Raw genomic sequence first — 24,879 nt, 5'->3', positions numbered from 1 at the left:
TCATAGGAATGCAGATCGTGCTCTGGGACGCACCAGGGGTGGTGAATCCTTCCGCATGCCAGGTTCGTCGGTCGATTGGTCCTAATTGGGATGATCAGTCCCCTGCCGGGGAACGCGGCGCACTGACCGTGGTGCGGGGCGGACGGCGTTGCGAGGACGTCCGGACGATGAGCTCCGTCGGCACCACGCGTTCCACCGGGCCGTCCTGGTCGACTCCCTCGATGGCGTCGATGAGCAGCTGGACGACCGCCGTGCCGATCCTCCGCGGCTTCAGCGAGAGCGTCGTGATGGGCGGCTCGGTCGTCGCGTACACGGTGGATTCGCTGCAGCAGACGAGGAGCAGGTCCTCGGGGACGCGCAGGCCGTAGCGGCGCGCGGCCGCCAGCAGGTCCGTGCCGTTGGGGTCGAAGAGCCCGTAGACGGCGTCGGGGCGGTCCGGACGGGCCAGCAGCCGGTCGGCGGCCACCGCTCCCGCGCACGGGTCGTGGGCTGGATAGGACTCGTAGACCGGATCCTGTCCCACGCGCTCGCACCAGTGCAGGTAGGCGGTGGTGGAGAGCCGGGTGTACGTGTCGGTGGTGGTGCCGGTGAGCAGTCCGATACGGCGGGCTCCGGCGGCGGCGAGATGATCGAGGAGGTCGAGCACGGCGGCCCGGTGGTCGTTGTCCACCCAGGCGGTCACGGGCAGCGACCCGGCGGGACGGCCGTCGGAGACGACGGGCAGCCCCTGGCGGACCAGCTCGGAGACGACCGGGTCCTGGTCGGACGGATCGATGACGACGGTGCCGTCGAGCGCCACGTTGGACCAGACGTCGTGGCGCGAGGTCGCCGGGAGGATGACCAGTGCGTAGCCGCGGGCGAGGGCCGCCGAGGTGGCCGCTCTCGCCATTTCCGCGAAGTACGCGAACTCGGTGAAGGTGAAAGGTTCATCCCCGTACGTCGTCACGGTCAGGCCGATGAGGCCGGACTTGCCGGTACGGAGCGTGCGGGCCGCTGCGGAAGGGCGATAGCCCAGGCGCTCTGCGACCTCGCGGACATGGCGGCGGGTGGCGTCCGGGAGCCTGCCCTTGCCGTTGAGCGCGTCGGAGACGGTCGTGATGGAGACGCCGGCCGCGGCGGCCACATCCCGGATTCCGGCACGTCCCTGCCTGCCGCCGCGCCGGGGGGTCTCCGTCCGGCTCACCTGGTGCTTCCCTGCTGCTGTCATGGCGAGCCGATAGTAGGGGTCGGGCGGGGCATCGGTCCGGTCGCATATTCAGGCGTTGACAGGCACGTTTCTGCAAGGTCATCGGGCGGCAACCACCCTACTAAGCAAGGCTGTTGGCGGGTCCTGCCGTCATGTGTCATGCATCCGGCCGGATGGACCTGCCGAGGGGGCAAGGTCTCGGGGAGGTCTCAACTCACCTTTTCGAGGGACGCGCGCCACGGAGTGAGCCACCGGCGCGCGCCACCACCGGTCGCGCTCCCCCTCATTCCGGGGTTCACCGGACGAATCCGCTGTCCACCCGTTCGCAGCGGCGTCCAATCCTCATAAGGTGAGCAGTATTGATGTGTACGGACGGTCGAGGAGGACCTGCGGTGAGCGAGACGAGCCCCAAGCTGCGCGCCGAACTGGACGGCGTTCCCGCCTACGTTCCGGGCAAACCGGCATCGGCGGACGGACCCGCCGCCTTCAAGCTGTCCTCCAACGAGAACCCGTATCCGCCGCTGCCGGGCGTGATGGAGAGCGCGCTCGCTGCCGCCCAGCACTTCAACCGCTACCCGGACATGGCCTGCACCGGTCTGATGAACGAGCTGGCCGACCGTTTCGGTGTGCCCGTGTCGCACCTGGCCACCGGCACCGGTTCGGTCGGCGTGGCCCAGCAGCTGCTCCAGGCCACCTCGGGTCCTGGTGACGAGGTGATCTACGCCTGGCGCTCCTTCGAGGCGTACCCGATCATCACGCAGGTCAGCGGCGCGACCTCGGTCAAGGTGCCGCTGACCGACGCCGATGTGCACGACCTGGACGCCATGGCGGACGCGATCACCGACCGGACGCGGCTGATCTTCGTCTGCAACCCGAACAACCCGACCGGCACCGTCGTGCGCCGGGCCGAGCTGGAACGATTCCTCGACCGGGTGCCGAGCGATGTGCTCGTGGTGCTGGACGAGGCGTACAAGGAGTTCATCCGCGACGTCGAGGTCCCCGACGGCCTCGAGATCTACCGGGACCGCCCCAACGTGGCGGTGCTGCGGACGTTCTCCAAGGCGTACGGGCTCGCGGGGCTACGGGTCGGCTTCGCGGTGGCCCATGAGCCGGTGGCGGCCGCGCTGCGCAAGACGGCGGTGCCGTTCGGCGTGAGCCAGCTCGCCCAGGACGCGGCGGTGGCCTCGCTGCGTGCCGAGGACGAGCTGCTCGGCCGGGTCGGCTCGCTGGTGTGCGAGCGGGACCGCGTCTCCGAGGCCCTGGTGCGGCAGGGCTGGACGGTGCCCGAGTCCCAGGCGAACTTCGTCTGGCTGCGGCTGGGCGACCGCACCCTGGACTTTGCGGCGGCCTGCGAGAAGGCCGGGGTGGTGGTGAGGCCGTTCGCGGGTGAGGGCGTGCGCGTGACGATCGGCGAGGGCGAGGCGAACGACCTGTTCCTGAAGGTGACGGAGTCGTTCCGCCAGGAGCTGTAGCCGGTTCCACCCGGCGACCGGGCCCCGTGTCTCGTAGGAGGTGCGGGGCCCTTTCGTATGCCCTTTCACAGGCCCGGCGCGAGGACGGCGTGCGACAGGGGACCCCCCGGCGAAGGTCCCGAAAGCGTGTGCGCCATAATTGCTTGTGAATGTGAACGCGTTCACAAGCGTGTCCTGCTTCCTCCCGTGATCCGTTGGATTTAACGGACAAACTGCCGGTATGCAACTACGGCGACGTAAGGAGAAGACGACGTGGAGCTAGCTCTGGCGCCGGAGACCCTGGCGCGATGGCAGTTCGGTACGACGACCGTCTACCACTTCCTCTTCGTTCCTCTGACGATCTCTCTCGCGGCGCTCACCGCCGGCCTGCAGACCGCCTGGGTGCGGACCAACAAGGAGAAGTACCTCAGGGCGACCAAGTTCTGGGGAAAGCTCTTCCTGATCAACATCGCCATGGGTGTCGTCACCGGCATCGTCCAGGAGTTCCAGTTCGGGATGAACTGGTCCGACTACTCGCGGTTCGTCGGTGACATCTTCGGGGCTCCGCTCGCGTTCGAGGCCCTGATCGCGTTCTTCTTCGAGTCCACCTTCATCGGACTGTGGATCTTCGGCTGGGACAAGCTTCCGAAGAAGATCCACCTCGCCTGCATCTGGATGGTGTCCCTCGGCACCATCCTCTCCGCCTACTTCATCCTGGCGGCCAACTCCTGGATGCAGCACCCGGTCGGTTACCGCATCAACGAGGAACGCGGGCGCGCCGAGCTCACCGACTTCTGGCACGTGCTCACGCAGAACACCGCGCTGACCCAGTTCTTCCACACCATCACGGCCGCCTTCCTGGTCGGTGGCGCGTTCATGGTCGGCATCGCGGCCTTCCACCTGGCCCGCAAGAAGCACATTCCGGTGATGCGGACCTCCTTGCGGTTGGGCCTGGTCACCGTGGTGATCGCCGGCCTGCTGACCGCTATCAGCGGCGACCAGCTCGGCAAGGTGATGTTCAAGCAGCAGCCGATGAAGATGGCGGCGGCTGAAGCGCTGTGGGACGGACAGAACTCCGCACCCTTCTCGATCTTCGCTTACGGAGACGTCAGCAAGGGCCACAACTCGGTCGAGATCTCGATCCCCGGGATACTGTCCTTTCTCGCCGACGACGACTTCCACTCGTACGTGCCGGGCATCAACGACATCAACAAGGCGGAGCAGGAACGCTTTGGCCCCGGTGACTACCGGCCCAACATCCCCGTCGCGTTCTGGAGCTTCCGGTGGATGATCGGCTTCGGCATGGCGTCCTTCGCACTCGGAATCCTGGGGCTGTGGCTCACGCGAAAGAAGTTCATGCTGCCGGAGGCGATGCGCACCGGTGAGGACGAGGTGCCGCACCTGGTCCTGTTCAAGAACAAGGCCTTGAGCCCCAAGCTGGCCCGGTGCTACTGGGTCGTCGCCCTGTGGACCCTGCTCTTCCCGCTGATCGCCAACTCCTGGGGCTGGATCTTCACCGAGATGGGCCGGCAGCCGTGGGTCGTCTACGGAGTGCTCCAGACCCGCAACGCGGTCTCCCCCGGCGTCTCCCAGGGTGAGGTGCTCACCTCGCTGATCGTCTTCACCACGCTCTACGCGGCGCTTGCGGTGATCGAGGTCAAGCTCCTCCTGAAGTACATCAAGGCCGGACCCCCGGAGCTCACGGACGACGACCTCAACCCGCCCACCCGGATCGGCGGCGACCACGAAGACGCCGACCGGCCCATGGCCTTCTCCTACTGAGAGCGGGAGCCGAGATATGGAACTCCACGACGTCTGGTTCGTGCTCATCGCCGTCCTGTGGACCGGCTACTTCTTCCTGGAGGGCTTCGACTTCGGGATCGGCGTTCTCACCAAGCTGCTGGCCCGGGACCGGCTGGAGCGGCGGGTCCTCATCAACACCATCGGCCCCGTCTGGGACGGGAACGAGGTGTGGCTGCTCACGGCCGGCGGGGCTACTTTCGCGGCATTTCCCGAGTGGTACGCCACCCTGTTCTCCGGCTTCTATCTGCCGCTGCTGATCATCCTGTTCTGCCTGATCGTGCGCGGCGTCGCCTTCGAGTACCGGGCGAAGCGGTCCGAGGAGAAGTGGCAGACCAACTGGGAGCACGCGATCTTCTGGACCTCGCTGATTCCCGCCGTGCTGTGGGGTGTGGCCTTCGGGAACATCGTGCGCGGCGTGAAGATCGATGCGGACATGGAGTACGTGGGCAACTTCTGGGACCTGCTGAACCCTTACGCGCTCCTCGGTGGCCTGGTCACCCTCACCCTCTTCACCTTCCACGGCGCGGTGTTCGCCGGGCTGAAGACGGCCGGTGACATCCGGGCCAGGGCGCGCGGGCTGGCCCTGAAGCTGGGCGCCGTCACGGCGGTGCTCGCGCTCGCCTTCCTCATCTGGACCCAGCTCGACAACGGGGACGGGTGGAGTCTGATCGCGATGATCGTCGCCGCCGTAGCGCTCGTCGGAGCGATCGTGATGATCGGGGCGGGGCGTGAGGGCTGGTCCTTCGCGCTCTCCGGCGTGGCCATCGCGGCGACGGTCGCCATGTTGTTCCTGACGCTCTTCCCGAACGTCATGCCGTCCTCGCTGAACGATGCCTGGAGCCTCACGGTCACCAACGCCTCGTCCAGCCCGTACACGCTGAAGATCATGACCTGGTGCGCCGGGATCGCCACCCCGGTCGTACTGCTCTACCAGGGATGGACGTACTGGGTGTTCCGCAAGCGGATCGGCACCCAGCACATCGCCGAAGCGCACTGAGCGGTGAGTTCCCTGACCGAGCCGAGCCGTAAGGGATGTTTCACGTGAAACCGATCGACCCGCGCCTGCTCCGCCACGCTCGCGCCACACGCCTGTTCATGGTGGCCGTGGTGGTTCTCGGCCTGGCCGGGGCGGTGCTGGTCATCGCGCAGGCCATGCTCATCGCCGAGATCGTGGTGGGCGGCTTCGAGGACGGGCTCACGGCGGTCAGGCTGCGCACCCCGCTTCTGCTGCTCGCGGCGGTCGCGCTCGGGCGGGCCCTGGTCGCCTGGCTCACCGAGCTGGCCGCCCACCGGGCCGGTGCGGCGGTCAAGTCCGAGCTGCGCCGACGGCTGCTCGACCGGGCTGCGGAACTGGGGCCGGACTGGCTGAGCGGCCAGCGCACCGGCTCGCTGGTGACGCTGGCCACCCGGGGGATCGACGCCCTGGACGACTACTTCGCCCGCTATCTGCCCCAGTTGGGGCTCGCGGTGGTCGTGCCGGTGGCCGTGCTGGCCAGGGTCGTCACCGAGGACTGGGTGTCGGCGGCGATCATCGTGGTCACGCTGCCGCTCATCCCGCTCTTCATGATCCTGATCGGCTGGGCGACCCAGTCGCGGATGGACCGTCAGTGGCGGCTGCTCTCCCGGCTCTCCGGTCACTTCCTCGACGTGGTGGCCGGACTGCCGACGCTGAAGGTGTTCGGCCGGGCGAAGGCCCAGGCCGAATCCATCCGCCGCATCACGTCGCAGTACCGGCAGGCCACCCTGCGCACCCTGCGGATCGCCTTCCTGTCCTCGTTCGCCCTCGAACTCCTCGCCACCCTCTCGGTGGCCCTCGTCGCGGTCACCATCGGCATGCGGCTGGTGCACGGTGAACTCGACCTCTACACCGGTCTGCTGGTCCTGATCCTCGCGCCCGAGGCATATCTGCCCATCCGGCAGGTGGGGGCGCAGTTCCATGCGGCAGCCGAGGGCCTTTCGGCGGCGGAGGAGGTCTTCGCGGTACTGGAGACGGAGCCCCGGGCGAGCGGTGCGGGGGAGGTGCCCGGGTCGCTGCGGCTGGAGCTGGAGGACGTGACGGTACGCCACGAGGGGCGGTCTGAGCCTTCGCTCGCCGCTGCCCGGCTGACCGTCGAGGAGGGGGAGACGGTCGCCCTGGTCGGCCCGAGCGGTGTCGGCAAGTCCACCCTGCTGAACGTGGTGCTGGGCTTCACGGCCCCCGACGAGGGCCGGGTACGGGTCGGTGGCACCGATCTGGCGGACATCTCCCTCGCACGCTGGCGGGAGCGCATCGCCTGGGTCCCGCAGCGCCCCCATCTCTTCGCGGGCACCATCGCGGACAATGTGAGGCTCGCCCGGCCCGCCGCCGACGACAGCGCGGTGACGGCGGCGCTGCGCGACGCGGGGGCGTACGAGTTCGTACGAGGGCTGCCGGACGGCGACCGCACGGTGCTCGGTGAGGACGGCGCCGGTCTCTCCGCGGGCCAGCGGCAGCGGATCGCGCTGGCCCGGGCCTTCCTCGCCGACCGGCCGGTGCTGCTGCTGGACGAGCCGACCGCGAGCCTGGACGGCGAGACGGAGGCGGGGATCGTCGAGGCCGTACGGAGGCTGGCGGCGGGCCGGACCGTGCTGCTGGTGGTGCACCGGCCGGCGCTGCTGTCGGTCGCGGACCGGGTGGTGACGCTGACGGCCCCGGCTGCCCTTGCTCAGGAAGCCGCTGTGTCGCTGCCCAGCCCGGCGAAGGCTGCCGGCTCGCCCAGCGACATCCTGCCGGCCGAGCCGGCGCCTGCGGCGGAAGCGCTCGTGGAGGCCACGACGGCGCGCAGGCACGTGCTGACCCGGGTCCGGGACGCCGCAGGCGCCCAGCGTGCCCGTTTCGGGCTCGCCCTGCTGCTGGGAAGCCTCGCTCTGGGGTCCGCCGTGGGGCTCATGGCGGTCTCCGGCTGGCTGATCTCCCGGGCGTCCGAGCAGCCGCCCGTGCTGTATCTGATGGTCGCCGTGACGGCCACCCGTGCCTTCGGTATCGGCCGGGCCGTCTTCCGCTACGCCGAGCGTCTCGTCTCGCACGACGCGGTCCTGCGGATGCTCGCCGAACTGCGCGTCGCCGTGTACCGCAGCCTGGAGCGCATCGCGCCGGGCGGCCTGCGCGGCGCCCGGCGCGGGGATCTGCTCTCGCGGCTGGTCGCGGACGTGGACGCGCTCCAGGACTACTGGCTGCGGTGGCTGCTGCCCGTCGGCACCGCCGTCCTCGTGGGCGCCGCGACCGTCGGCTTCACCGGCTGGCTGCTCCCCCAGGCGGGCCTGGTCCTGGCCGTGGGGCTGCTGCTGGCGGGCGTCGGGGTCCCGCTCGTCAGCGGTGCCTGCGCGCGCCGTGCGGAGCGCCGGCTGGCCCCCGCCCGGGCCGGTCTGGCCACCCGGATCACCGATCTGCTGGGCGGGACGGCCGAGCTGACCGTGGCGGGCGCCCTGCCGGGGCGGGTGGCCCGCACGCGCGCGGCCGACACCACCCTCACCCGGATCGCGTCGCGTGCGGCGTCCGCGACCGCGCTCGGCGGCGGTCTCACCGCTCTGATCGCCGGCCTCACCGTGGTGGCCGCCGCTTCGGTCGCCCTTCCGGCGGTGGCGGACGGCCGGCTCGCCGGTGTGGAACTCGCCGTCGTCGTCCTCACCCCGCTGGCCGCCTTCGAGGCCGTGACCGGTCTGCCGCTCGCCGCCCAGTACCGGCAGCGGGTCAGGCGGAGCGCGGAGCGGGTGTACGAGGTCCTGGACGCCCCCGTTCCCGTACTGGAGCCCGAAGCACCGGCCGCGCCACCGGTGAGCCCGTTCCCGCTGGAGGTGCGCGGGCTGTCGGCCCGGTACGCGGGCACGGCCCACGACGCGCTCGCCGCCGTGGACCTCACCCTGGAGGCGGGCCGCCGGATCGCCGTCGTGGGGCCCTCCGGTTCCGGGAAGACCACGCTGGCCCAGGTGCTGCTGCGCTTCCTGGACGCGCGGGCGGGCAGCTACCGGATCGGCGGTGTGGACGCCTCGGCGCTGGACGGGGACGCCGTGCGGAGGTTCGTCGGGCTGTGCGCCCAGGACGCCCACATCTTCGACAGCTCGCTCCGGGAGAACCTGCGGCTCGCCCGTCCCGCCGCGACCGAGCCCGAACTGCGCGACGCCCTGGCGCGGGCCCGCCTGCTCGACTGGGCGGACGCGCTGCCGGACGGGCTGGACACCCTCGTCGGGGAGCACGGCGCCCGCCTCTCCGGAGGCCAGCGCCAGCGGCTCGCCCTGGCCCGGGCCCTGCTCGCCGACTTCCCCGTACTCGTACTGGACGAGCCCGCCGAGCACCTCGACCTGCCCACGGCGGACGCCCTGACGGCGGACCTTCTGGCGGCGACCCTGGGACGTACGACGGTCCTGATCACGCACCGCCTCGCCGGTCTCGACACCGTGGACGAGGTGGTGGTCCTGGAGGCGGGTGCGATCGTGCAGCGGGGCCCGTACGACGTACTGGCCTCGGTCGACGGCCCGCTGCGGCGGATGCTGGCGCGGGAACGGGAGAGCACCGGGCAGCCGGAAGCGGCCGTGGGAGCCCGCTCGTAGGCCCCGCCCGGTCGCTCCCGGGACAGCGCGGGCACGATTTCCGGAAGCGGCGTGGACCCGCCTCCGGAACAGCGTGAGTCCGCTTCCGACTTTCCAGGGCAAATACGACTAATTAGGCTCGCAGTATGTCTGAGGAGGATCCGGCCAGGAGCCTGCAGGGCCTGTCCACCGAGCTGACCGCCCAGGTGCCGCGCCTGCTGGAAGCCATGCGCTCCGTCGGGACCGGCCTCGAACTGCATTCCACGCTCGACCGGATCTGCGAGACGGCGGCGGAGCTGGCCCACGCCCGCTACGCCGCGATCGGGGTCGTGAACGAGGAGGGCGAGGGGCTCTCCGACTTCGTCACCTATGGGGTGCCCGACCCGGTGGCCCACGAGATCGGCCGGCTGCCCGACGGGCACCAGGGCCTGCTCGGGGCCCTCATTCACGATCCCCGCCCGCTGCGTCTCGCGGACCTGACCAGCGATCCGAGGTTCGCCGGGTTTCCGCCCGGGCATCCGCTGATGCGCACGTTTCTCGGCGTTCCGATCAGGGTCCAGGGCGAGATCTTCGGCAATCTGTATCTCGCCGAGAAGGACGGCGGCGGCGAGTTCAGCGACTACGACCTGCACCTCGTGCGCGTACTGGCGACGGAGGCCGGGATCGCCATCGGCAACGCGCGGCTGTACGAGGCGGCCCGGCAGCGCGAGCGGTGGATCGACGGATCGGTCGCCGTGACGACCGCCCTGCTCTCCGGCAGCGACGCCGACGACGCCCTCACGGTCGTCGCGGAACAGGCCCGCCGTCTCGCGGGGGCCGCCGCCGGCATCGTGCTGCTGCCGGCCGAGGGCGGCGGCCTGGAGATCGTCGCCGTCTCGGCGGACGATCCGGCCGACTCGCTCGGGGTGATCGTTCCCGCGCAGAGCCCGGTGGTCGGGATGCTGCTGAGCGGCGAGGCGGTCTTCGTGGACGACTCGGCCACCGACACCCGCTTGATCACCAGGCTGGCGGATCCGTTCGGTCCGAGCATGCTGCTGCCCCTGCGCAGCGGGGGCCGGGTGCTGGGCGCGCTGGCCACGCCCCGGGCCAGGGGCGACCGGCCCTTCACGGAGACGGAACGGACGCTGGCCACCCAGTTCGCCTCGCAGGCCGCCCTGGCCCTGATGATGGCCGACGCCCAGCGCGACCGGGAACGTCTGGCGGTCTACGAGGACCGCGACCGGATCGCCCGTGACCTGCACGATCTGGTCATCCAGCGGCTGTTCGCGACCGGGATGATGCTGGAGAGCGCGCAGCGGCGGTCGGACGTCCCGGAGGTGCAGACCGGGGTCGGCCGGGCGGTGGACGAGCTGGACGTGACCATCCAGGAGATCCGGACCGCGATCTTCGCGCTCCAGCAGGAACCGGCGGAGGCGCCGTCCGGGCTGCGCACCCGGGTCCTGCGCGAGATCAACATGGCGTCCGTGCCCCTGGGCTTCAAGCCGTCCCACCGCTTCCTCGGGGCGGTCGACTCACTGGTCGGCGAGCTGACGGCCAAGAACCTGATCGCGGCGCTGCGGGAGGCGCTGTCCAACGCCTTCCGGCACGCCGGTGCGGCCCGCATCGAGGTGGTCGTGGACGCGACCGTCACGCTGGACGACGGGCGGGAGGCGGTGCGGCTCTCGGTCGCCGACGACGGGGTGGGCATGCCGGAGGGAGGCCGCCGCAGCGGACTGCGGAATCTGGCCCGCCGGGCGGAGTCGCTGGGCGGGGCCAGCTGGTTCGAGCGGGGGATCGGTGAGGGCGGCGGCGGTACGACGGTGGTGTGGCAGGCGCCGCTGTGAGGGCCGGTGTGCGGTGTGGGGGCCTTGAGCGCCCCGGCCGTGTCTTCCGCCCGGCTCAGCGCCCCGCGAGGCTTCCCGTGCGGTCGGCGAGGATGCGCTCGATGACCACGGCCACGCCGTCCTCGTTGTTGGTGATCGTACGGCCGGAAGCAGCGGCCAGGGCGGCAGGGTGGGCATTGCCCATGGCGTACGAGCTGCCGGCCCAGCTCAGCATCTCCACGTCGTTGGGCATGTCCCCGAAGGCGACGACCTCGGCGGCCGTGATGCCGCGCTCGGCGCAGCACAGTTCCAGGGTGCTGGCCTTGGAGACGCCGGGCCCGCTGATCTCGATGAGGGCGGTGGGGCTCGACCGGGTGAAGGTGGCGCGCTCCCCGGCGGCTGCCCGGGCCAGGGCCAGGAACTCGTCCGGGTCGAGCTCGCCGTGGCGGGCGAGCAGCTTCAGCACGGGAACGCCGTCGCCCGGGGTCTCCTCGTGCAGCAGCTTCTCCGCGACGGCCACGGTGGCGCCCGGGTCGAGGTAGAAGGGCGGGTAGGCGGGCTCGTAGTGGATGCCGGTGGCCAGCTCGACGGCGAAGGACGTACCGGGAGCGGCGTCGCGCAGCGTGTGGACGACGTCGAGTGCCGTCTCGCGCTCCAGGCCCCGGACCTTCAGCAGCCGTCCTCCGGCATGCAGATCGGCGACGGCCGCGCCGTTGGCGCAGATCGCCAGACCGTGTCCGTGCACGTGGTCGCTGACGACGCCCATCCAGCGGGCGGGGCGGCCGGTGACGAAGAAGACCTCGACCCCCGCTTCCTCGGCGGCCGCGAGCGCCCGGACCGTGCGGTCCGAGACGGTCTTGTCGTCGCGCAGAAGAGTGCCGTCCAGATCCGTGGCGATCAGCCGGGGAGCGACGGGAGCGGACTGCTCGATAACGGTGGTCACCCGTACATTCTCGCGCATGGAAGCGCACGTGCGTGCGGAGGGTCGCACATTTGAGAGCACGCGCCCCTGACCTCCGAACATTCCTCCGGCATATGTCGCCGTCGCCCGAGAGGCCGTCCGCGCCACGCACGCGATGCGGCGCCTCCTCGTCCTCTCGTAGGGTCGCCCCATGCGACTGAGCACTGTGATTCTGCCGATCCACCGCTGGCACCAGGGCGGGCGCGAGCGCTGGCGGCGCGCCGAGGAGCTGGGCTTCCACGCCGCATACACCTACGACCACCTGTCCTGGCGGGCCTTCCGGGACGGCCCGTGGTTCGGGGCGCTGCCGACGCTCACGGCGGCCGCGGCGGCCACCGACCAGCTCCGGCTCGGCACGCTCGTCACCTCACCGAACTTCCGCCACCCGGTCACCCTCGCCAAGGAGCTGATCTCGCTCGACGACATCTCGGCGGGTCGGATCACGCTGGGCATCGGCGCGGGCGGCAACGGTTTCGACGCGACGACCCTGCTGCGGAGCGGTGAGGAGCCGTGGACGCCGCGGCAACGCGCCGACCGCTTCGGCGAGTTCGTGACCCTGCTCGACGCCCTGTTGCGCGAGCCGTCCGGCAAGTCGTACGAGGGGGAGTTCTACGCGGCCACCGAGGCCCGGAACCTGCCCGGCTGTGTGCAGCGGCCCCGTCTGCCCTTCGCCGTCGCCGCCACGGGGCCGCGCGGTCTGGCGCTGGCCGCGCGCCACGGTCAGGCGTGGGTGACCACGGGGGATCCGAAGCTGTACGAGGCGGGCAGCGGCGCGCAGTCGGTCGAGGCTCTCGGCCGGCAGGTGGACGGACTGGGGCGCGCGTGCGCGGAGGCCGGGCGGGATGCGGCCGGGCTGGAGAAGGTGCTGCTCACCGGGTTCACGCCGGAGTTCAACCCGGGCCTCGCCGCGGGTGAGGGGCGGCCCTTCGACTCCGTCGACGCGTTCGTGGACTTCGCGGGCAGGCATGCGGAGCTGGGGTTCACGGAGATCGTCATCCATGCGCCGGTGCCCGCGGACGGGCCGGGGTTCGACGCGGCGGTGCCGGACGAGAAGCTGTTCGAGGAGATCGCGACGCGGGGCGCGGCGCAGCTGGCCGGCTGACGGGGACAGGGGCGGGGCTGGGGGCAGGGCCGGGCCCGCACGCTCTCGGTTCCCGGATCAGCCCGGCAGGCGCAGGAACTCGGCGGGCACGGCATCCGTGAGCCACACCCCGTTGGCGCTGACCCAGAAGGTGTGGCCCGCGCGGTGCATGGCGCCCGCGTCCACGGACAGCACGACGGGGCGCCCGCGCCGGGCCCCCACGCGGGTGGCGGTCTCGCGGTCGGGTGAGAGATGCACATGGGTGCGGTTCATCGGGCGCAGCCCCTCGGCACGGATCGCGTCCAGGGTCCGGCCGACCGTGCCGTGGTAGAGGTACGCGGGCGGTTCGGCGGGCGGAAGCCCCAGGTCGACGGCCACGGTGTGGCCCTGGCTCGCCCGGATGCGGTCGTCGTCCACGGCGAAACGCTGCTTGTCGTTGGCGGCGACCACATGGTCGAGCTCCGCCCTGCTGATCGGGAAGTGATGGCGAGCCGCCGCGCTCAGCAGCTCCTCGATCGGCACCCAGCCGTGGGCGTCGAGCGTGAGCCCGATCCGCTCGGGCTGATGCCGCAGGTGCTTGGAGAGGTACTTGGACACCTTGACGGTGCGTCTTTCATCCATTCCTTCAGCGTGCCCCTGACATGTACTCGATGCATCTCCATTTCGCCCGAGCTTCACCGGAACGGTTTTCGCTCCGAGGTTTGATCCACAGTCAGTTCGACTTATCCACAGGCAAATTGGCTTTGCTGTGGACAACAGACGCCCTAAATAGGCGTTTTGGGTAACTTGTCAGTCTCTGTGGGCTGGTGAGGCAAGCGAGTCCAACGTCCTCTTGTTCACCTCCCGTTCGGAGGCGGCGGCAATGAACGCGCCAACTCCGTCCGGCCCAACCAGGCGCTCGACCGCGTCGATTGTCGAGGCGGGCAGGCTCACGGACACCTCGTTCCGAGCAGCGGGGACCGTTCCGGCGAGCGCGTCGACGGCCAGGTTGTCCGCCAGGTACTGCGTGGCGAACATCCTCATCGCACGCGCGAGTTCGACGTCCACGGTCTGCTGGGCAAGCGGTCTCAGCCGCCGCACCATCGACGCCGCGTCATCCGCGTCCGCGTCGGTCGGAGGCCGATGGCCCAGGTAACGGGCAAAGACATGCTCGGTCGTGAACTCCAGGAAGCGGCACGCTATCTGCTCGACCTGGCCGCGAAGTTCCCTCAGCTGTCCCGCGATCGCGGAGAGCGGCACGCCCGCCGCGTACAACTCGGCCGCGACGGCGAGTTCCTGGGGGCTCGGCACACCGAACTCATCGTCGTTTCCCGGAATCCGTTCGAGGACGCCGAGCTCGATCGCCTCGCCGATGGCCCGCTCATCCGCCTCTCCCCCGAATTTCGCGACCAGTTGGGCGAGGGTGATGCGGCCGGCCCGCTCGTCGGTCCACGGGCCGTGCACCTCGGCGACGAGCCCCAGCACACCGCCCAGGCCGCGCCCCGTGTCCCAGGCCTCCAGCAACTCCTTGATGCTGGCCAGGGTGTAGCCCCGGTCCAGCAGGTCGGCGATCTGCCGGAGGCGGCCGAGGTGGGCGGGGCCGTACACATTGGAACGGCCCCGCCGCTCCGGGGCGGGCAGCAGCCCGCGGTCCTGGTAGCCGCGAATCGTACGGACCGTGGCGCCACTCGCGTGCGCGAGATCCTCGATCCGGTACTCGGGCACCAACAGGCCTGTCACCGCACCCGGTTGTCCCTCTGAGCCCGCAGACCTCGCCCTGCTCACAGCGGCGGCTTCAGCCGGGCGACACCCCGCAGCACACCGGGACCGACGCGGGACAGGAAGCGTACGGCGTGGGACTCCGGCGTCACCGGTACGACGGCCTGATTGCGCACGACCGCACGGAGGACCGCCTGCGCGACCTTCTCGGGCGGATAGTTGCGCCTGCCGTAGAGCTTGCCGGCGCGCTTCCGCAGGCGCTGCTCCTCCGCCGCGTCCGTACCGACGAACCGCGCCGTGGCCGTGATGCCGGTGTTGACGATCCCGGGGCAGATCGCGCTGACCCCGATCGACTTCTCGGCGAGCTCGGCGCGCAGACACTCGCTGAGCATCAGCACGGCGGCCTTCGACGTGCTGTACGCGGGGAGAGCGCGGGACGGCTGAAAGGCCGCAGCGGAAGCGGTGTTGACGATATGGCCGCCCTGACCGCGCTCCGCCATCTGCCGCCCGAAGAGCCGGCAGCCGTGGATGACCCCCCACAGGTTCACATCGAGGACGTTCCGCCAGTCCTCGGACGTCGTCTCCAGGAACGGGCCCGACAGCCCGATGCCCGCGTTGTTGACCAGCACATCGACCACGCCGTACTCGGCGGCCACCCGGGCGGCAAGCTTCTCCATGGCCTGCTCGTCGCTCACGTCCACCGCCTCGGCCCAGGCTTCCGGAGCCCCGGCCAGCCGGGCCGCCACCGCGGTCCGCTCGGCCCCTTCGGCATCCCGGTCGACGGCCACCACCCGGGCACCCGCCTCCGCGAAGGCCAGCGCCGTGGCGCGCCCTATCCCGCCCGCAGCCCCCGTCACCAGCACGAGCCGGCCGCCGAACCACTCCGCGTAGGGCCCACTCGCACGGGCCTCCACCGGAGCGCCGGTCGTCCGGGCCGACTCGGTGGCCGTCACGAACTCCCCGATCCACGAGGCCAGCTGGTCCGGCCGGGTGCGCGGCACCCAGTGCTTGGCCGGAAGCGAGCGACGGGTCAACTGCGGGACCCAGGACTCGAGGTCGTCGTAGAGCTGCTCCGAGAGGAAGACGTCCCCGGTCGGCGTGATCAGCTGCACCGGCACATGCGCGTACGCATCGGCACGCGGCCTGCTCAGCCGGGCACGGACGTTGTCCCGGTAGAGCCAGGCCCCGTGCGCCGCGTCATTGGGCAGGGAGGAAGTCGGGTAGTCGCCCGGGGGCACCTTCTCCAGCCGCTCCAGAATGCCCGGCCACCGCTTGCCGAGCGGCCCGCGCCAGGCCAGCTCCGGCAGGACCGGGGTGTGCAGCATGTACACGTACCAGGACTTGGCGCCCTGCCCGAGGAGTTGGCCGACCCGGCGCGGGGTGGGCCGGTTCACCCGGCGCTTGATCCAGTGCCCGAAATGGTCCAGGGAAGGGCCGGACATCGAGGTGAAGGACGCGATCCGGCCCTCCGTACGGCTGACCGTGGCGAACTCCCAGGACTGGACCGAGCCCCAGTCGTGCCCCACCACGTGCACGGGGCGGTCCGGACTCACCGCGTCGGCCACGGCCAGGAAGTCGTCGGTCAGCTTCTCCAGTGTGAAACCGCCGCGCAGGGGCTTCGGCGCCGTCGAGCCGCCGTGCCCGCGCACGTCGTACAGCACGACGTGCCACGCGTCGGCCAGTTGGGCGGCGACCTGTGTCCAGACCTCCTTGCTGTCCGGATAGCCGTGCACCAGCACGATCGTCGGCCGCTCCGGGTCTCCCAGCTCGACCACGCACAGCTCGATGCCGCCCGTGGCCACCCGGCGCTCGCGGGCGCCCGGCAGATCAAGCAGACGCGGGCCGCCGTCCCCTCCGGACTGCCCCGTGCCCACGGGCCGTTCGCTCTTCCCTCGTGACGCCATGCCACCGTCCGTTCGCTGCTGTGTGCGGTACGTGCTCGTAACGTGACACTGATGAATGTGACAATGACCGGCGGCTACGTCAAGGGGTGCGCAAGGCCTGTGGACAACTCTTCGTGCAGGCCATGACGGCTTTCGGTGCGGGCTGCCGTGGTCCTCAATGGGGTCCCCTTACGGGTCCCCTACAACTCGAGGCTGACGCCGATCCAGCCGTCAGGTCTGACGACCGCTGTGGTCCGCGCCACTACCGTCGTATTTGTGAATGTCATCGCTGCCGAAGGTCTGAGTAAACGGTTCCCCCGGGTGACCGCACTTGACCGGCTCACCCTGGACATCGGCCCGGGTGTGACCGGGCTGGTGGGCGCCAACGGGGCCGGCAAGTCCACGCTGATCAAGATCCTGCTGGGGCTGTCCCCCGCGACGGAGGGCAGGGCCGCCGTGCTCGGGCTCGACGTCTCGACCAGCGGTCCGGCCATCCGCGAGCGGGTCGGCTACATGCCGGAGCACGACTGCCTGCCGCCCGACGTCTCGGCCACCGAGTTCGTCGTCCACATGGCGCGCATGTCCGGCCTGCCGCCGACCGCCGCCCGAGAACGCACGGCGGACACCCTGCGCCATGTCGGCCTGTACGAGGAGCGCTACCGCCCCATCGGCGGCTACTCGACGGGCATGAAGCAGCGCGTGAAGCTGGCCCAGGCGCTGGTGCACGACCCCCAGCTGGTCCTGCTCGACGAGCCGACCAACGGGCTCGACCCGGTCGGCCGCGACGAGATGCTCGGCCTGATCCGCCGGATTTACAGCGACTTCGGCATCTCGGTCCTGGTCACCTCGCACCTGCTCGGCGAGCTGGAACGCACCTGCGACCACGTCGTCGTCATCGACGGCGGAAAGCTGCTGCGCTCCAGTTCCACCAGCGACTTCACCCAGACCACGACGACCCTCGCGGTCGAGGTCACCGACAGCGACACCCACCCGGACGGAACGGGCGCCCTGCGCCGTTCCCTCACCGAGGCGGGCGTCACACTCGTCGGTCTCGACGGACTGGACACCCAGGGGCTGCCCGGTGCCGGGCACATCCTGCTGGTCGAGGCGACGGGCGAGGAGACGTACGACCTCGTACGCGACAGCGTCGCGGGGCTCGGACTCGGCCTCGTACGCATGGAACAGCGTCGTCACCACATCGCCGAGGTGTTCCGCAGCGACGAGGCGACGCCCGCGGCCGTGCCGGCCGGAGCCGTACTGCAGAAGGGGAGCGGACGCGATGAGCACTGAGACCGGCGCCGCGACCGGGAACGACACCTCCCGGATCCACAACATCGGCTACCGCGCCTACGACGGCCCGCGGCTCGGGCGCGCGTACGCCCGCCGCTCGCTGTACTCGCAGACCCTGCGCGGCTCCTTCGGGCTCGGCCGGTCGGCCAAGTCCAAGGTGCTGCCCATGCTGCTGTTCGGCGTGATGTGCATGGTGGCGGCGATCATCGTGGCCGTCGCCATCGCCGCCCCGGGGACGACGAAACTCCCCATCAAGTACACGTCGTTCGCGATCTACCTGCAGCCCGTCATCAGCCTGTTCATCGCCGCGCAGGCGCCGCAGGCGGTCTCCAGGGACCTGCGGTTCAAGACCGTGCCGCTGTACTTCTCGCGGCCGATCGAGCACGGGGACTACGTCCTCGCCAAGTTCGCCGCCATGGCCTCCGCGGTCTTCGTGCTCACCGGGGCGCCGGTCGTGATCCTCTACATCGGCGCGCTGCTGGGGAAGTTCGACTTCGGCGACCAGACCACGTGGTTCGCCCAGGGGATGGTTTCCGTGCTGCTGCTCTCCGTGCTGTTCGCCGGACTCGGCCTGGTGATGGCCGCGCTGACCCCGCGCCGCGGCTTCGGTGTGGCGGCCGTCATCGCGCTGCTGATGATCACGTACGGCGCGGTCTCGACCGTCCAGGGCATCGCCTGGTCCACGGGGTCGGAGGGCGCGGTGCCGTGGCTGGGGCTGTTCTCCCCGCTCACGCTGGTCGACGGGGTGCAGACCGCGTTCCTCGGCGCGACCTCGGCCTTCCCCGGCGGGAACGGCCCGGGCGCCGGTGCCGGAGTCGTCTACCTGCTCGTTGTCCTCGCGCTCGTCGCCGGCTCGTACGCCGTACTGATGCGCCGCTACCGGAAGGTCGGGCTGTGACCACGATCGAGATCGACCACACCTCCCGCTGGTTCGGCAACGTGGTCGCCGTCAACGACGTCAGCATGACCGTGGGCCCTGGTGTCACCGGTCTGCTGGGCCCCAACGGCGCCGGCAAGTCGACGCTGATCAACATGATGGCCGGGTTCCTCGCTCCGTCCACGGGCACGGTCACGCTGGACGGGAAGGCGATCTGGCGCAACGAGACGGTGTACCGGGAGATCGGCATCGTCCCGGAGCGCGAGGCGATGTACGACTTCCTGACCGGCCGCGAGTTCGTGGTGGCCAACGCCGAACTGCACGGACTGGGCGCCGCCGAGGCGGCCACGGCCCTGGCCACGGTCGAGATGGAGTACGCGCAGGACCGCAAGATCGCGACGTACAGCAAGGGCATGCGCCAGCGCGTGAAGATGGCGTCCGCGCTCGTCCACAACCCGTCCGTACTGCTGCTGGACGAGCCGTTCAACGGGATGGACCCGCGCCAGCGGATGCAGCTGATGGACCTGCTGCGGCGGATGGGCGCGGAGGGCCGGACGGTCCTCTTCTCCTCGCACATCCTCGAAGAGGTCGAACAGCTCGCCTCGCACATCGAGGTCGTCGTCGCGGGCCGGCACGCGGCCTCCGGTGACTTCCGCCGCATCCGCCGGCTGATGACGGACCGCCCGCACCGCTATCTCGTACGGTCCAGCGACGACCGGGCCCTGGCCGCCGCGCTCATCGCCGACCCGTCGACGGCGGGGATCGAAGTGGACCTGAGCGAGAACGCTTTGCGTATCCAGGCGATCGACTTTGCCCGGTTCACCACGCTGTTGCCCAAGGTCGCACGCGAGCAGGGCATTCGTCTGCTGACCGTTTCACCGTCCGACGAGTCCCTCGAATCGGTCTTTTCCTATCTCGTAGCGGCCTGAGGCCGACAAGGAGCTGTGACGTCATGTACGACCCCACAGTCGCCCGGCTCACCTACCGGGCGCTGCTCGGCCGGCGCCGGGCCGCCATCCTCTTCGTCCTGCCCGCACTGCTGATCGTCATCGCGGTGGCGGTACGGATGTTCGCGGGGGCCGACGACCAGGTGGCCTCGGACGTCCTGGGCGGATTCGCCATCGCCACCATGGTGCCGCTGATCGGCGTCATTGCCGGCACGGGCGCCATCGGACCGGAGATCGATGACGGCTCGATCGTCTACCTGCTGTCCAAGCCGGTGAGCCGGCCGACGATCATCTTCACCAAGCTGATCGTCGCGATCGCGGTGACCATGGTCTTCTCGGCGGTACCGACGTTGATCGCGGGCCTGATCCTCAACGGCAACGGCCAGCAGATCGCGGTGGCGTACACCATCGCCGCCCTGGTCGCCTCGATCGCCTACAGCGCGCTGTTCCTGCTGCTGGGCACGGTCAGCCGGCACGCGGTGGTGCTGGGCCTCGTCTACGCGCTGGTGTGGGAGGCGCTGTTCGGCAGCCTGGTGCCGGGCGCGCGCACGCTCAGCGTGCAGCAGTGGTCGCTCGCGCTGGCGGAGAAGACCGGCGGCAACGGTGCGATCACCTCGGACGTCGGTCTGCCGCTCGCCACGGTCCTGCTGGCCGTGGTCACCGTCGCGGCGACCTGGTACGCGGGGCAGAAGCTGCGCACGCTGAAGCTGGCCGGCGAGGAGTGAGCGGACCGCCGTCCGACATGTGACAACCCCCGGTCATCGGCCGGGGGTTGTCACATGTCGGACAGTCTTACGCGTAACTGTACGTTTATCGGTGCGTTGTTCACGGTGCGTGGAGGCAACTGGAATCCGTGGCGTCGTAGCGTTCGTGAAATGTGCAGATGGCCGATACGGCGAGGGAGCACCCGCCGGTCGGTTCCTTGAGTGAGTGGCAACCGTGAGCGTCCTCCGCCCCTGAAGCCCGGGGAGAGGGCTGTCCATTTCCGCGAAGCTTCACGAACGGAAGGCAGCTCATGCCGACGGAAGTCGCCTTGCTCGAATCACGCGCCCTGCGCGTCGAACAGATGGGACGCGTCGACGTCCTGGACAAGGTGAAGTGCCTTGTCATGCTCCCGGATGGGATTCACCTTCGCACAGAGGGTGTGGCTCGTTACTTCGAAGTATCCACAAGGGCGGTCAGGAGGCTGACCGACCGGCACCAGGTCGAGCTCTCGGAGAATGGGATGCGCGTACTGCGTGGCTCTGACCTGCGTGACTTCCATAGCGACATGCTGTCGCTATGGGGTGGTGAGGAAGGGGAAAGTTATCCACAGGCAGCCACTCAGCTCCGTCTGTACACGCGCCGTACCGTGCTCAACGTCGCCATGCTTCTTCGCGACAGCGACGTCGCGCGCTGCGTGCGTACGTATCTGCTCGACGCCGAGCAGGACCTGCGCGCGGGATACGCGTCGCTCGAACACCGGGTCACCCGGGTCGAGAGCCACCTGGCAGGCGTGGGCACCGCGCTCCAGGAGCTGGGCCCGGTCCTCAACCGCATGTCGCACCGGCTCGACAGCCTCGACCGCAGGCTGGAGGCGACCCACCAGGTCGTCGGAGCCATGAGCGTGCGGCTGAGCGGGGTCTCCGAGGACGTGGTCCGGCTCGACGACCGCATGGACGCCCTGGCGCGCAATCTGAAGGAGCTGAACCGCCGCAACAAGCGCTGATCCGGCCCGGGCAGCCGGAGAAAGGGCTCAGGGACCGAGGCGGCGCCCCGGTCCCTGAGCCGCGCGAAGAGAGCGGGCGGTCTACGACTCCCGCAGCAGCCGCTCCAGCACCACCGCGATCCCGTCGTCGTCGTTCGACGTGGTCGTCTCCTGGGCGACGGCCTTCAGATCGGCGTGGGCGTTGGCCATGGCCACGCCGTGCCGGGCCCAGGCGAACATGGGGATGTCGTTGGGCATGTCGCCGAAGGCGATCGTGTCCGCGGCCTTCACGCCCAGCCGGCGCGCGGCGAGCGAGAGGCCGGTGGCCTTGCTCAGTCCCAGCGGCAGGATCTCCACGACCCCGGGGCCCGCCATGACCACGTCCACCAGATTGCCGACCGCCGCCCGCGCGGCCTTCGCCAGTGCGTCGTCGTCCAGATCCGGGTGCTGTATGTACACCTTGTTCAGCGGAGCGGCCCACATCTCGGCCGGGTCCTGGACGAAGACGGCCGGACGCGGTCCTTCCTGGACGCGGTAGCCCGGCCCGACCAGCACCTCGCCGTCGAGCCCGTCGCGGCTCGCGGCCAGCGCCAGCGGACCGACCTCGGCCTCGACCTTGGAGAGGGCGAGCCCGGCGAGCTGCCGGTCCAGGGTGAGCGACGTGAGCAGCCTGCGCTCACCCGCGTGGTACACCTGGGCGCCCTGCGCGCAGACGGCCAGGCCCTCGTAGCCGAGGTCGTCCAGGATGTGCCGGGTCCACGGGACGGCGCGGCCCGTGACGACGATGTGCGCCGCGCCGGCACCGGCGGCGGCCTTCAGCGCCTCGCGCGTCCGTGCGGAGACCGTTTCGTCGTCGCGCAGCAGGGTGCCGTCGAGGTCGGTCGCGACGAGCTTGTAGGGGAAGGTCACTTGACGACCGGCTCCAGAATCTCGCGCCCGCCCAGGTAGGGGCGGAGTACCTCGGGTACCCGCACCGAACCGTCGGCCAGCTGGTGGTTCTCCAGGATCGCCACGATGGTGCGTGGGACGGCGCAGAGCGTGCCGTTCAGCGTGGCCAGGGGCCGCATGGTCTTCTTGCCGTCGCGGTTGTCCCGCATCCGGACCGAGAGCCTGCGCGCCTGGAACTCGCCGCAGTTGGACGCCGAGGTGAGCTCGCGGTACTTGCCCTGGGTCGGGATCCACGCCTCGCAGTCGTACTTCCGGGTGGCCGAGGCCCCCAGGTCGCCGCTGGCGACGTCGATGACCTGGAAGGGCAGTTCGAGGCCGGTGAGCCACTGCTTCTCCCAGTCCAGGAGCCGCAGGTGCTCGGCCTCCGCGTCCGCCGGGTCGACGTACGAGAACATCTCGACCTTGGTGAACTGGTGCACCCGGAAGATGCCGCGGGTGTCCTTGCCGTACGTCCCCGCCTCGCGGCGGTAGCAGGAGGAGTAGCCGGCGTAGCGCAGCGGCAGCTTCTCCGCGTCGATGATCTCGTCCATGTGGTACGCGGCGAGCGGTACCTCGGAGGTGCCGACCAGGTACTGGTCGTCCTTGTCCAGGTGGTAGACGTCCTCCGCGGCCTGGCCGAGGAAGCCGGTGCCCTCCATGGCGCGGGGGCGGACCAGGGTCGGGGTCAGCATCGGGGTGAAGCCGGCCTCGGTGGCCTGGGCGATCGCCGCGTTGACGAGGGCGAGCTCCAGCAGCGCGCCGACGCCCGTCAGGTAGTAGAAGCGGGAGCCGGAGACCTTGGCGCCGCGCTCCATGTCGATCGCGCCCAGGGCCTCGCCGAGTTCGAGGTGGTCCTTGGGCTGGAACCCCTCGGCGCCGAAGTCGCGGATCGTTCCGTGCGTCTCCAGGACGACGAAGTCCTCCTCGCCGCCGACCGGCACGTCCGGGTGGACGATGTTGCCGAGCCGCAGCAGCAGGTTCCTGGTCTCCGCGTCGGCCTCGTCCTGGGCGGCGTCGGCGGCCTTGACGTCGGCCTTGAGCTGCTCGGCGCGGGTCAGGAGTTCGGCGCGCTCCTCGGGAGAAGCCTTGGGGATGAGTTTGCCGAGCGATTTCTGCTCGGAACGGAGTTCGTCGAAAGCGGCCCCGGACGACCTGCGCCGTTCGTCGGCGGAGAGCAGGGCATCGACGAGTGCGATGTCCTCTCCCCGGTTGCGCTGGGAGGCGCGAACACGGTCGGGGTCCTCACGAATCAGGCGAAGGTCAATCACTCCTCCAGGCTACCGGTGTCGGCTTCGCCCACTTGAACCGATAGGACCAAGCGTGGCGCTTTGCCCGAATTGCCGGTATTCGGCATTGTGGGGCGAGCGGGCCACGAGGCTTGCGTGGTGGGGTAGTTGGGCGGCGCTTTTCCACAGGAGTGACCGACTCGTCAAAGTTATCCACAGGCTGTGGGGGAAGTCTGTGGACGTGGAAGAGATCATTCCGAGGGCCTGCTGAATACACCTGGATTCAAGGTCCAAACCCGTTTCACGCGCTCGTTCGGGTGGGAATTGCTAGCCCTAAAGAGTTGATCAACGGAATTGGGCTGACACGGGGCGAACGGATGCCCTGTGGACGGGTGTGAGTGTGCTGTGTCGGTTTGTCGACCATGTCGGATTGCGGTGTCGACTTGTCCCCAGGTGGAATCCCTCGCCTGTGGATAACTTTTCCACGGGGTGGACAATCCTCTGATCGCACCGGCCCTGTGGACACGAAGCAGCCCCGGGCCAGGAGGCCCAGGGCTGGATCAGGCCCGTCCGTCCTGGCTGCGTGCCAGCCAGTCGGACGCCTCGGTGAACTCCGCGTCGGAGGTGCCCGCGCGCAGCGGGCGTACGTCCTCCGGAGCCACACCGGCCCGCGGATAGGAGCCGAGGAAGCGCACATTCGGGCAGATGCGCTTGAGCCCCATCAGCGCCTCGCCGACCCGGCGGTCGGAGATGTGGCCCTCCGCGTCCACCGCGAAGCAGTAGTTGCCGATGCCGGCCCCGGTCGGCCGCGACTGGATCAGCATCAGGTTCACCCCGCGCACCGCGAACTCCTGGAGCAGTTCGAGCAGGGCGCCGGGGTGGTCGTCGCCCAGCCAGATCACCACGGAGGTCTTGTCCGCACCGGTCGGCGCGGAGGGCCGGGCCGGGCGGCCCACGAGCACGAAGCGGGTCTGCGCGTTCTCCGCGTCGTGGATCTCGGTCACCAGCGGTTCGAGTCCGTACCGCTCCGCCGCGAACTCCCCCGCGAAGGCGGCGTCGTAGCGGCCCTCCTGCACGAGCCGCGCACCGTCCGCGTTGGATGCCGCCGACTCCCATACCGCCTGCGGGAGATGGGCGGCCATCCAGTTGCGCACCTGCGGCTGCGCGGCCGGGTGCGCGGTGACCGTCTTGATGTCGGACAGCTGGGTGCCCGGCCGTACGAGCAGCGCGAAGGTGATGGAGAGCAGCACCTCGCGGTAGATCATCAGCGGCTCTCCGCTGGTGAGCTGGTCGAGGGTGGTGGTGATGCCGCCCTCGACGGAGTTCTCGATCGGTACGAGTGCCGCGGCGGCCGTTCCGTTGCGCACCGCGTCCAGAGCCGCCGGCACGGAGACCATCGGGACGAGCTCGCGGGTGGCGGCTTCCGGGAGCGTACGGAGGGCCACCTCGGTGAAGGTGCCCTCGGGGCCGAGATAGGCGTAGCGCGTGGCGGACATACCGTCACCCTAGTGCGCG

General features: G+C 70.1%; 19 protein-coding genes. 11 read left to right on the top strand and 8 right to left on the bottom strand.

Annotated elements, in window-relative coordinates:
• Positions 1–94: 94 nt before the first annotated feature.
• The gene (locus AMK18_RS20300; protein ID WP_026171354.1) at positions 95–1,207 is read right to left on the bottom strand and encodes a LacI family DNA-binding transcriptional regulator; all 1,113 of its coding nucleotides are present in this window, start codon (positions 1,205–1,207) and stop codon (positions 95–97) included.
• A 371-nt stretch (positions 1,208–1,578) separates the two neighbouring features.
• Between AMK18_RS20300 and hisC the strand changes: the two genes are divergently transcribed.
• From hisC to AMK18_RS20275, 5 genes are all read left to right on the top strand, one after another.
• The gene (hisC, locus tag AMK18_RS20295; protein ID WP_018101848.1) at positions 1,579–2,658 is read left to right on the top strand and encodes a histidinol-phosphate transaminase; all 1,080 of its coding nucleotides are present in this window, start codon (positions 1,579–1,581) and stop codon (positions 2,656–2,658) included.
• Between the two features lie 252 nt (positions 2,659–2,910).
• The gene (locus AMK18_RS20290) at positions 2,911–4,419 is read left to right on the top strand and encodes a cytochrome ubiquinol oxidase subunit I (protein ID WP_073863836.1); all 1,509 of its coding nucleotides are present in this window, start codon (positions 2,911–2,913) and stop codon (positions 4,417–4,419) included.
• 16 nt (positions 4,420–4,435) lie between these two features.
• Complete coding sequence (cydB, locus tag AMK18_RS20285; RefSeq protein WP_018101846.1) at positions 4,436–5,437, top strand: cytochrome d ubiquinol oxidase subunit II; 1,002 nt, start codon at positions 4,436–4,438, stop codon at positions 5,435–5,437.
• A 44-nt stretch (positions 5,438–5,481) separates the two neighbouring features.
• Positions 5,482–9,006 (top strand): thiol reductant ABC exporter subunit CydD, encoded by a 3,525-nt coding sequence (cydD, locus tag AMK18_RS20280; protein WP_073863835.1) that lies wholly within the window; start codon positions 5,482–5,484, stop codon positions 9,004–9,006.
• Between the two features lie 125 nt (positions 9,007–9,131).
• Positions 9,132–10,808, top strand: coding sequence for a GAF domain-containing sensor histidine kinase (locus tag AMK18_RS20275; protein WP_018101844.1), 1,677 nt, complete (start codon positions 9,132–9,134; stop codon positions 10,806–10,808).
• Positions 10,809–10,863: 55 nt separating this feature from the next.
• Here the strand turns inward: AMK18_RS20275 and AMK18_RS20270 are convergent, their stop codons facing one another.
• The gene (locus AMK18_RS20270) at positions 10,864–11,748 is read right to left on the bottom strand and encodes a Cof-type HAD-IIB family hydrolase (protein WP_107422350.1); all 885 of its coding nucleotides are present in this window, start codon (positions 11,746–11,748) and stop codon (positions 10,864–10,866) included.
• Positions 11,749–11,899: 151 nt separating this feature from the next.
• On the opposite strand from AMK18_RS20270, the gene AMK18_RS20265 reads away from it, so the two are divergent.
• Positions 11,900–12,850 carry an LLM class flavin-dependent oxidoreductase gene (locus AMK18_RS20265; protein ID WP_073863834.1) on the top strand — a complete coding sequence of 317 codons (951 nt, stop codon included), beginning with the start codon at positions 11,900–11,902 and terminating at the stop codon, positions 12,848–12,850.
• Positions 12,851–12,907: 57 nt separating this feature from the next.
• On the opposite strand, the gene AMK18_RS20260 is transcribed toward AMK18_RS20265, so the two are convergent.
• The 3 genes from AMK18_RS20260 to AMK18_RS20250 all read right to left on the bottom strand — a co-directional run bounded on the left by AMK18_RS20260 (position 12,908) and on the right by AMK18_RS20250 (position 16,362).
• Positions 12,908–13,450, bottom strand: a complete 543-nt coding sequence (locus AMK18_RS20260; protein WP_073863833.1) for an RNA 2'-phosphotransferase — start codon at positions 13,448–13,450, stop codon at positions 12,908–12,910.
• A gap of 168 nt (positions 13,451–13,618) precedes the next feature.
• Positions 13,619–14,548, bottom strand: a complete 930-nt coding sequence (locus AMK18_RS20255) for a MerR family transcriptional regulator (protein WP_073863832.1) — start codon at positions 14,546–14,548, stop codon at positions 13,619–13,621.
• A gap of 41 nt (positions 14,549–14,589) precedes the next feature.
• Positions 14,590–16,362, bottom strand: coding sequence for an SDR family oxidoreductase (locus AMK18_RS20250; RefSeq protein WP_107422355.1), 1,773 nt, complete (start codon positions 16,360–16,362; stop codon positions 14,590–14,592).
• A gap of 369 nt (positions 16,363–16,731) precedes the next feature.
• Here AMK18_RS20250 and AMK18_RS20245 point away from each other — a divergent pair, with 369 nt between their 5' ends.
• The 5 genes from AMK18_RS20245 (at position 16,732) to AMK18_RS20225 (ending at position 21,232) form a co-directional block, all read left to right on the top strand.
• Entirely contained in the window at positions 16,732–17,700 is a 969-nt protein-coding gene (locus AMK18_RS20245; protein WP_073863831.1) for an ABC transporter ATP-binding protein, read from the top strand.
• Complete coding sequence (locus tag AMK18_RS20240; protein WP_018101837.1) at positions 17,690–18,598, top strand: ABC transporter permease; 909 nt, start codon at positions 17,690–17,692, stop codon at positions 18,596–18,598. Before AMK18_RS20245 ends, AMK18_RS20240 begins: the two co-directional genes overlap by 11 nt.
• Positions 18,595–19,506 carry an ABC transporter ATP-binding protein gene (locus tag AMK18_RS20235; protein WP_073863830.1) on the top strand — a complete coding sequence of 304 codons (912 nt, stop codon included), beginning with the start codon at positions 18,595–18,597 and terminating at the stop codon, positions 19,504–19,506. The genes AMK18_RS20240 and AMK18_RS20235 overlap by 4 nt, the downstream gene beginning before the upstream one ends.
• 23 nt (positions 19,507–19,529) lie before the next feature.
• The gene (locus AMK18_RS20230; protein WP_018101835.1) at positions 19,530–20,249 is read left to right on the top strand and encodes an ABC transporter permease; all 720 of its coding nucleotides are present in this window, start codon (positions 19,530–19,532) and stop codon (positions 20,247–20,249) included.
• A 290-nt stretch (positions 20,250–20,539) separates the two neighbouring features.
• Entirely contained in the window at positions 20,540–21,232 is a 693-nt protein-coding gene (locus AMK18_RS20225; RefSeq protein ID WP_073863829.1) for a hypothetical protein, read from the top strand.
• 81 nt (positions 21,233–21,313) lie between these two features.
• On the opposite strand, the gene AMK18_RS20220 is transcribed toward AMK18_RS20225, so the two are convergent.
• From AMK18_RS20220 to pheA, 3 genes are all read right to left on the bottom strand, one after another.
• The gene (locus tag AMK18_RS20220; protein ID WP_073863828.1) at positions 21,314–22,120 is read right to left on the bottom strand and encodes an HAD family hydrolase; all 807 of its coding nucleotides are present in this window, start codon (positions 22,118–22,120) and stop codon (positions 21,314–21,316) included.
• The gene (gene serS / locus AMK18_RS20215; protein WP_073863827.1) at positions 22,117–23,406 is read right to left on the bottom strand and encodes a serine--tRNA ligase; all 1,290 of its coding nucleotides are present in this window, start codon (positions 23,404–23,406) and stop codon (positions 22,117–22,119) included. Before serS ends, AMK18_RS20220 begins: the two co-directional genes overlap by 4 nt.
• A gap of 518 nt (positions 23,407–23,924) precedes the next feature.
• Positions 23,925–24,860, bottom strand: coding sequence for a prephenate dehydratase (pheA, locus tag AMK18_RS20210; RefSeq protein WP_018101831.1), 936 nt, complete (start codon positions 24,858–24,860; stop codon positions 23,925–23,927).
• Between the last annotated feature and the right edge of the window lie 19 nt (positions 24,861–24,879).

Source organism: Streptomyces sp. CB01249 (assembly GCF_001905735.1).
Taxonomy (GTDB): domain Bacteria; phylum Actinomycetota; class Actinomycetes; order Streptomycetales; family Streptomycetaceae; genus Streptomyces.
This window is presented reverse-complemented; position numbering and strand designations above follow the sequence as displayed.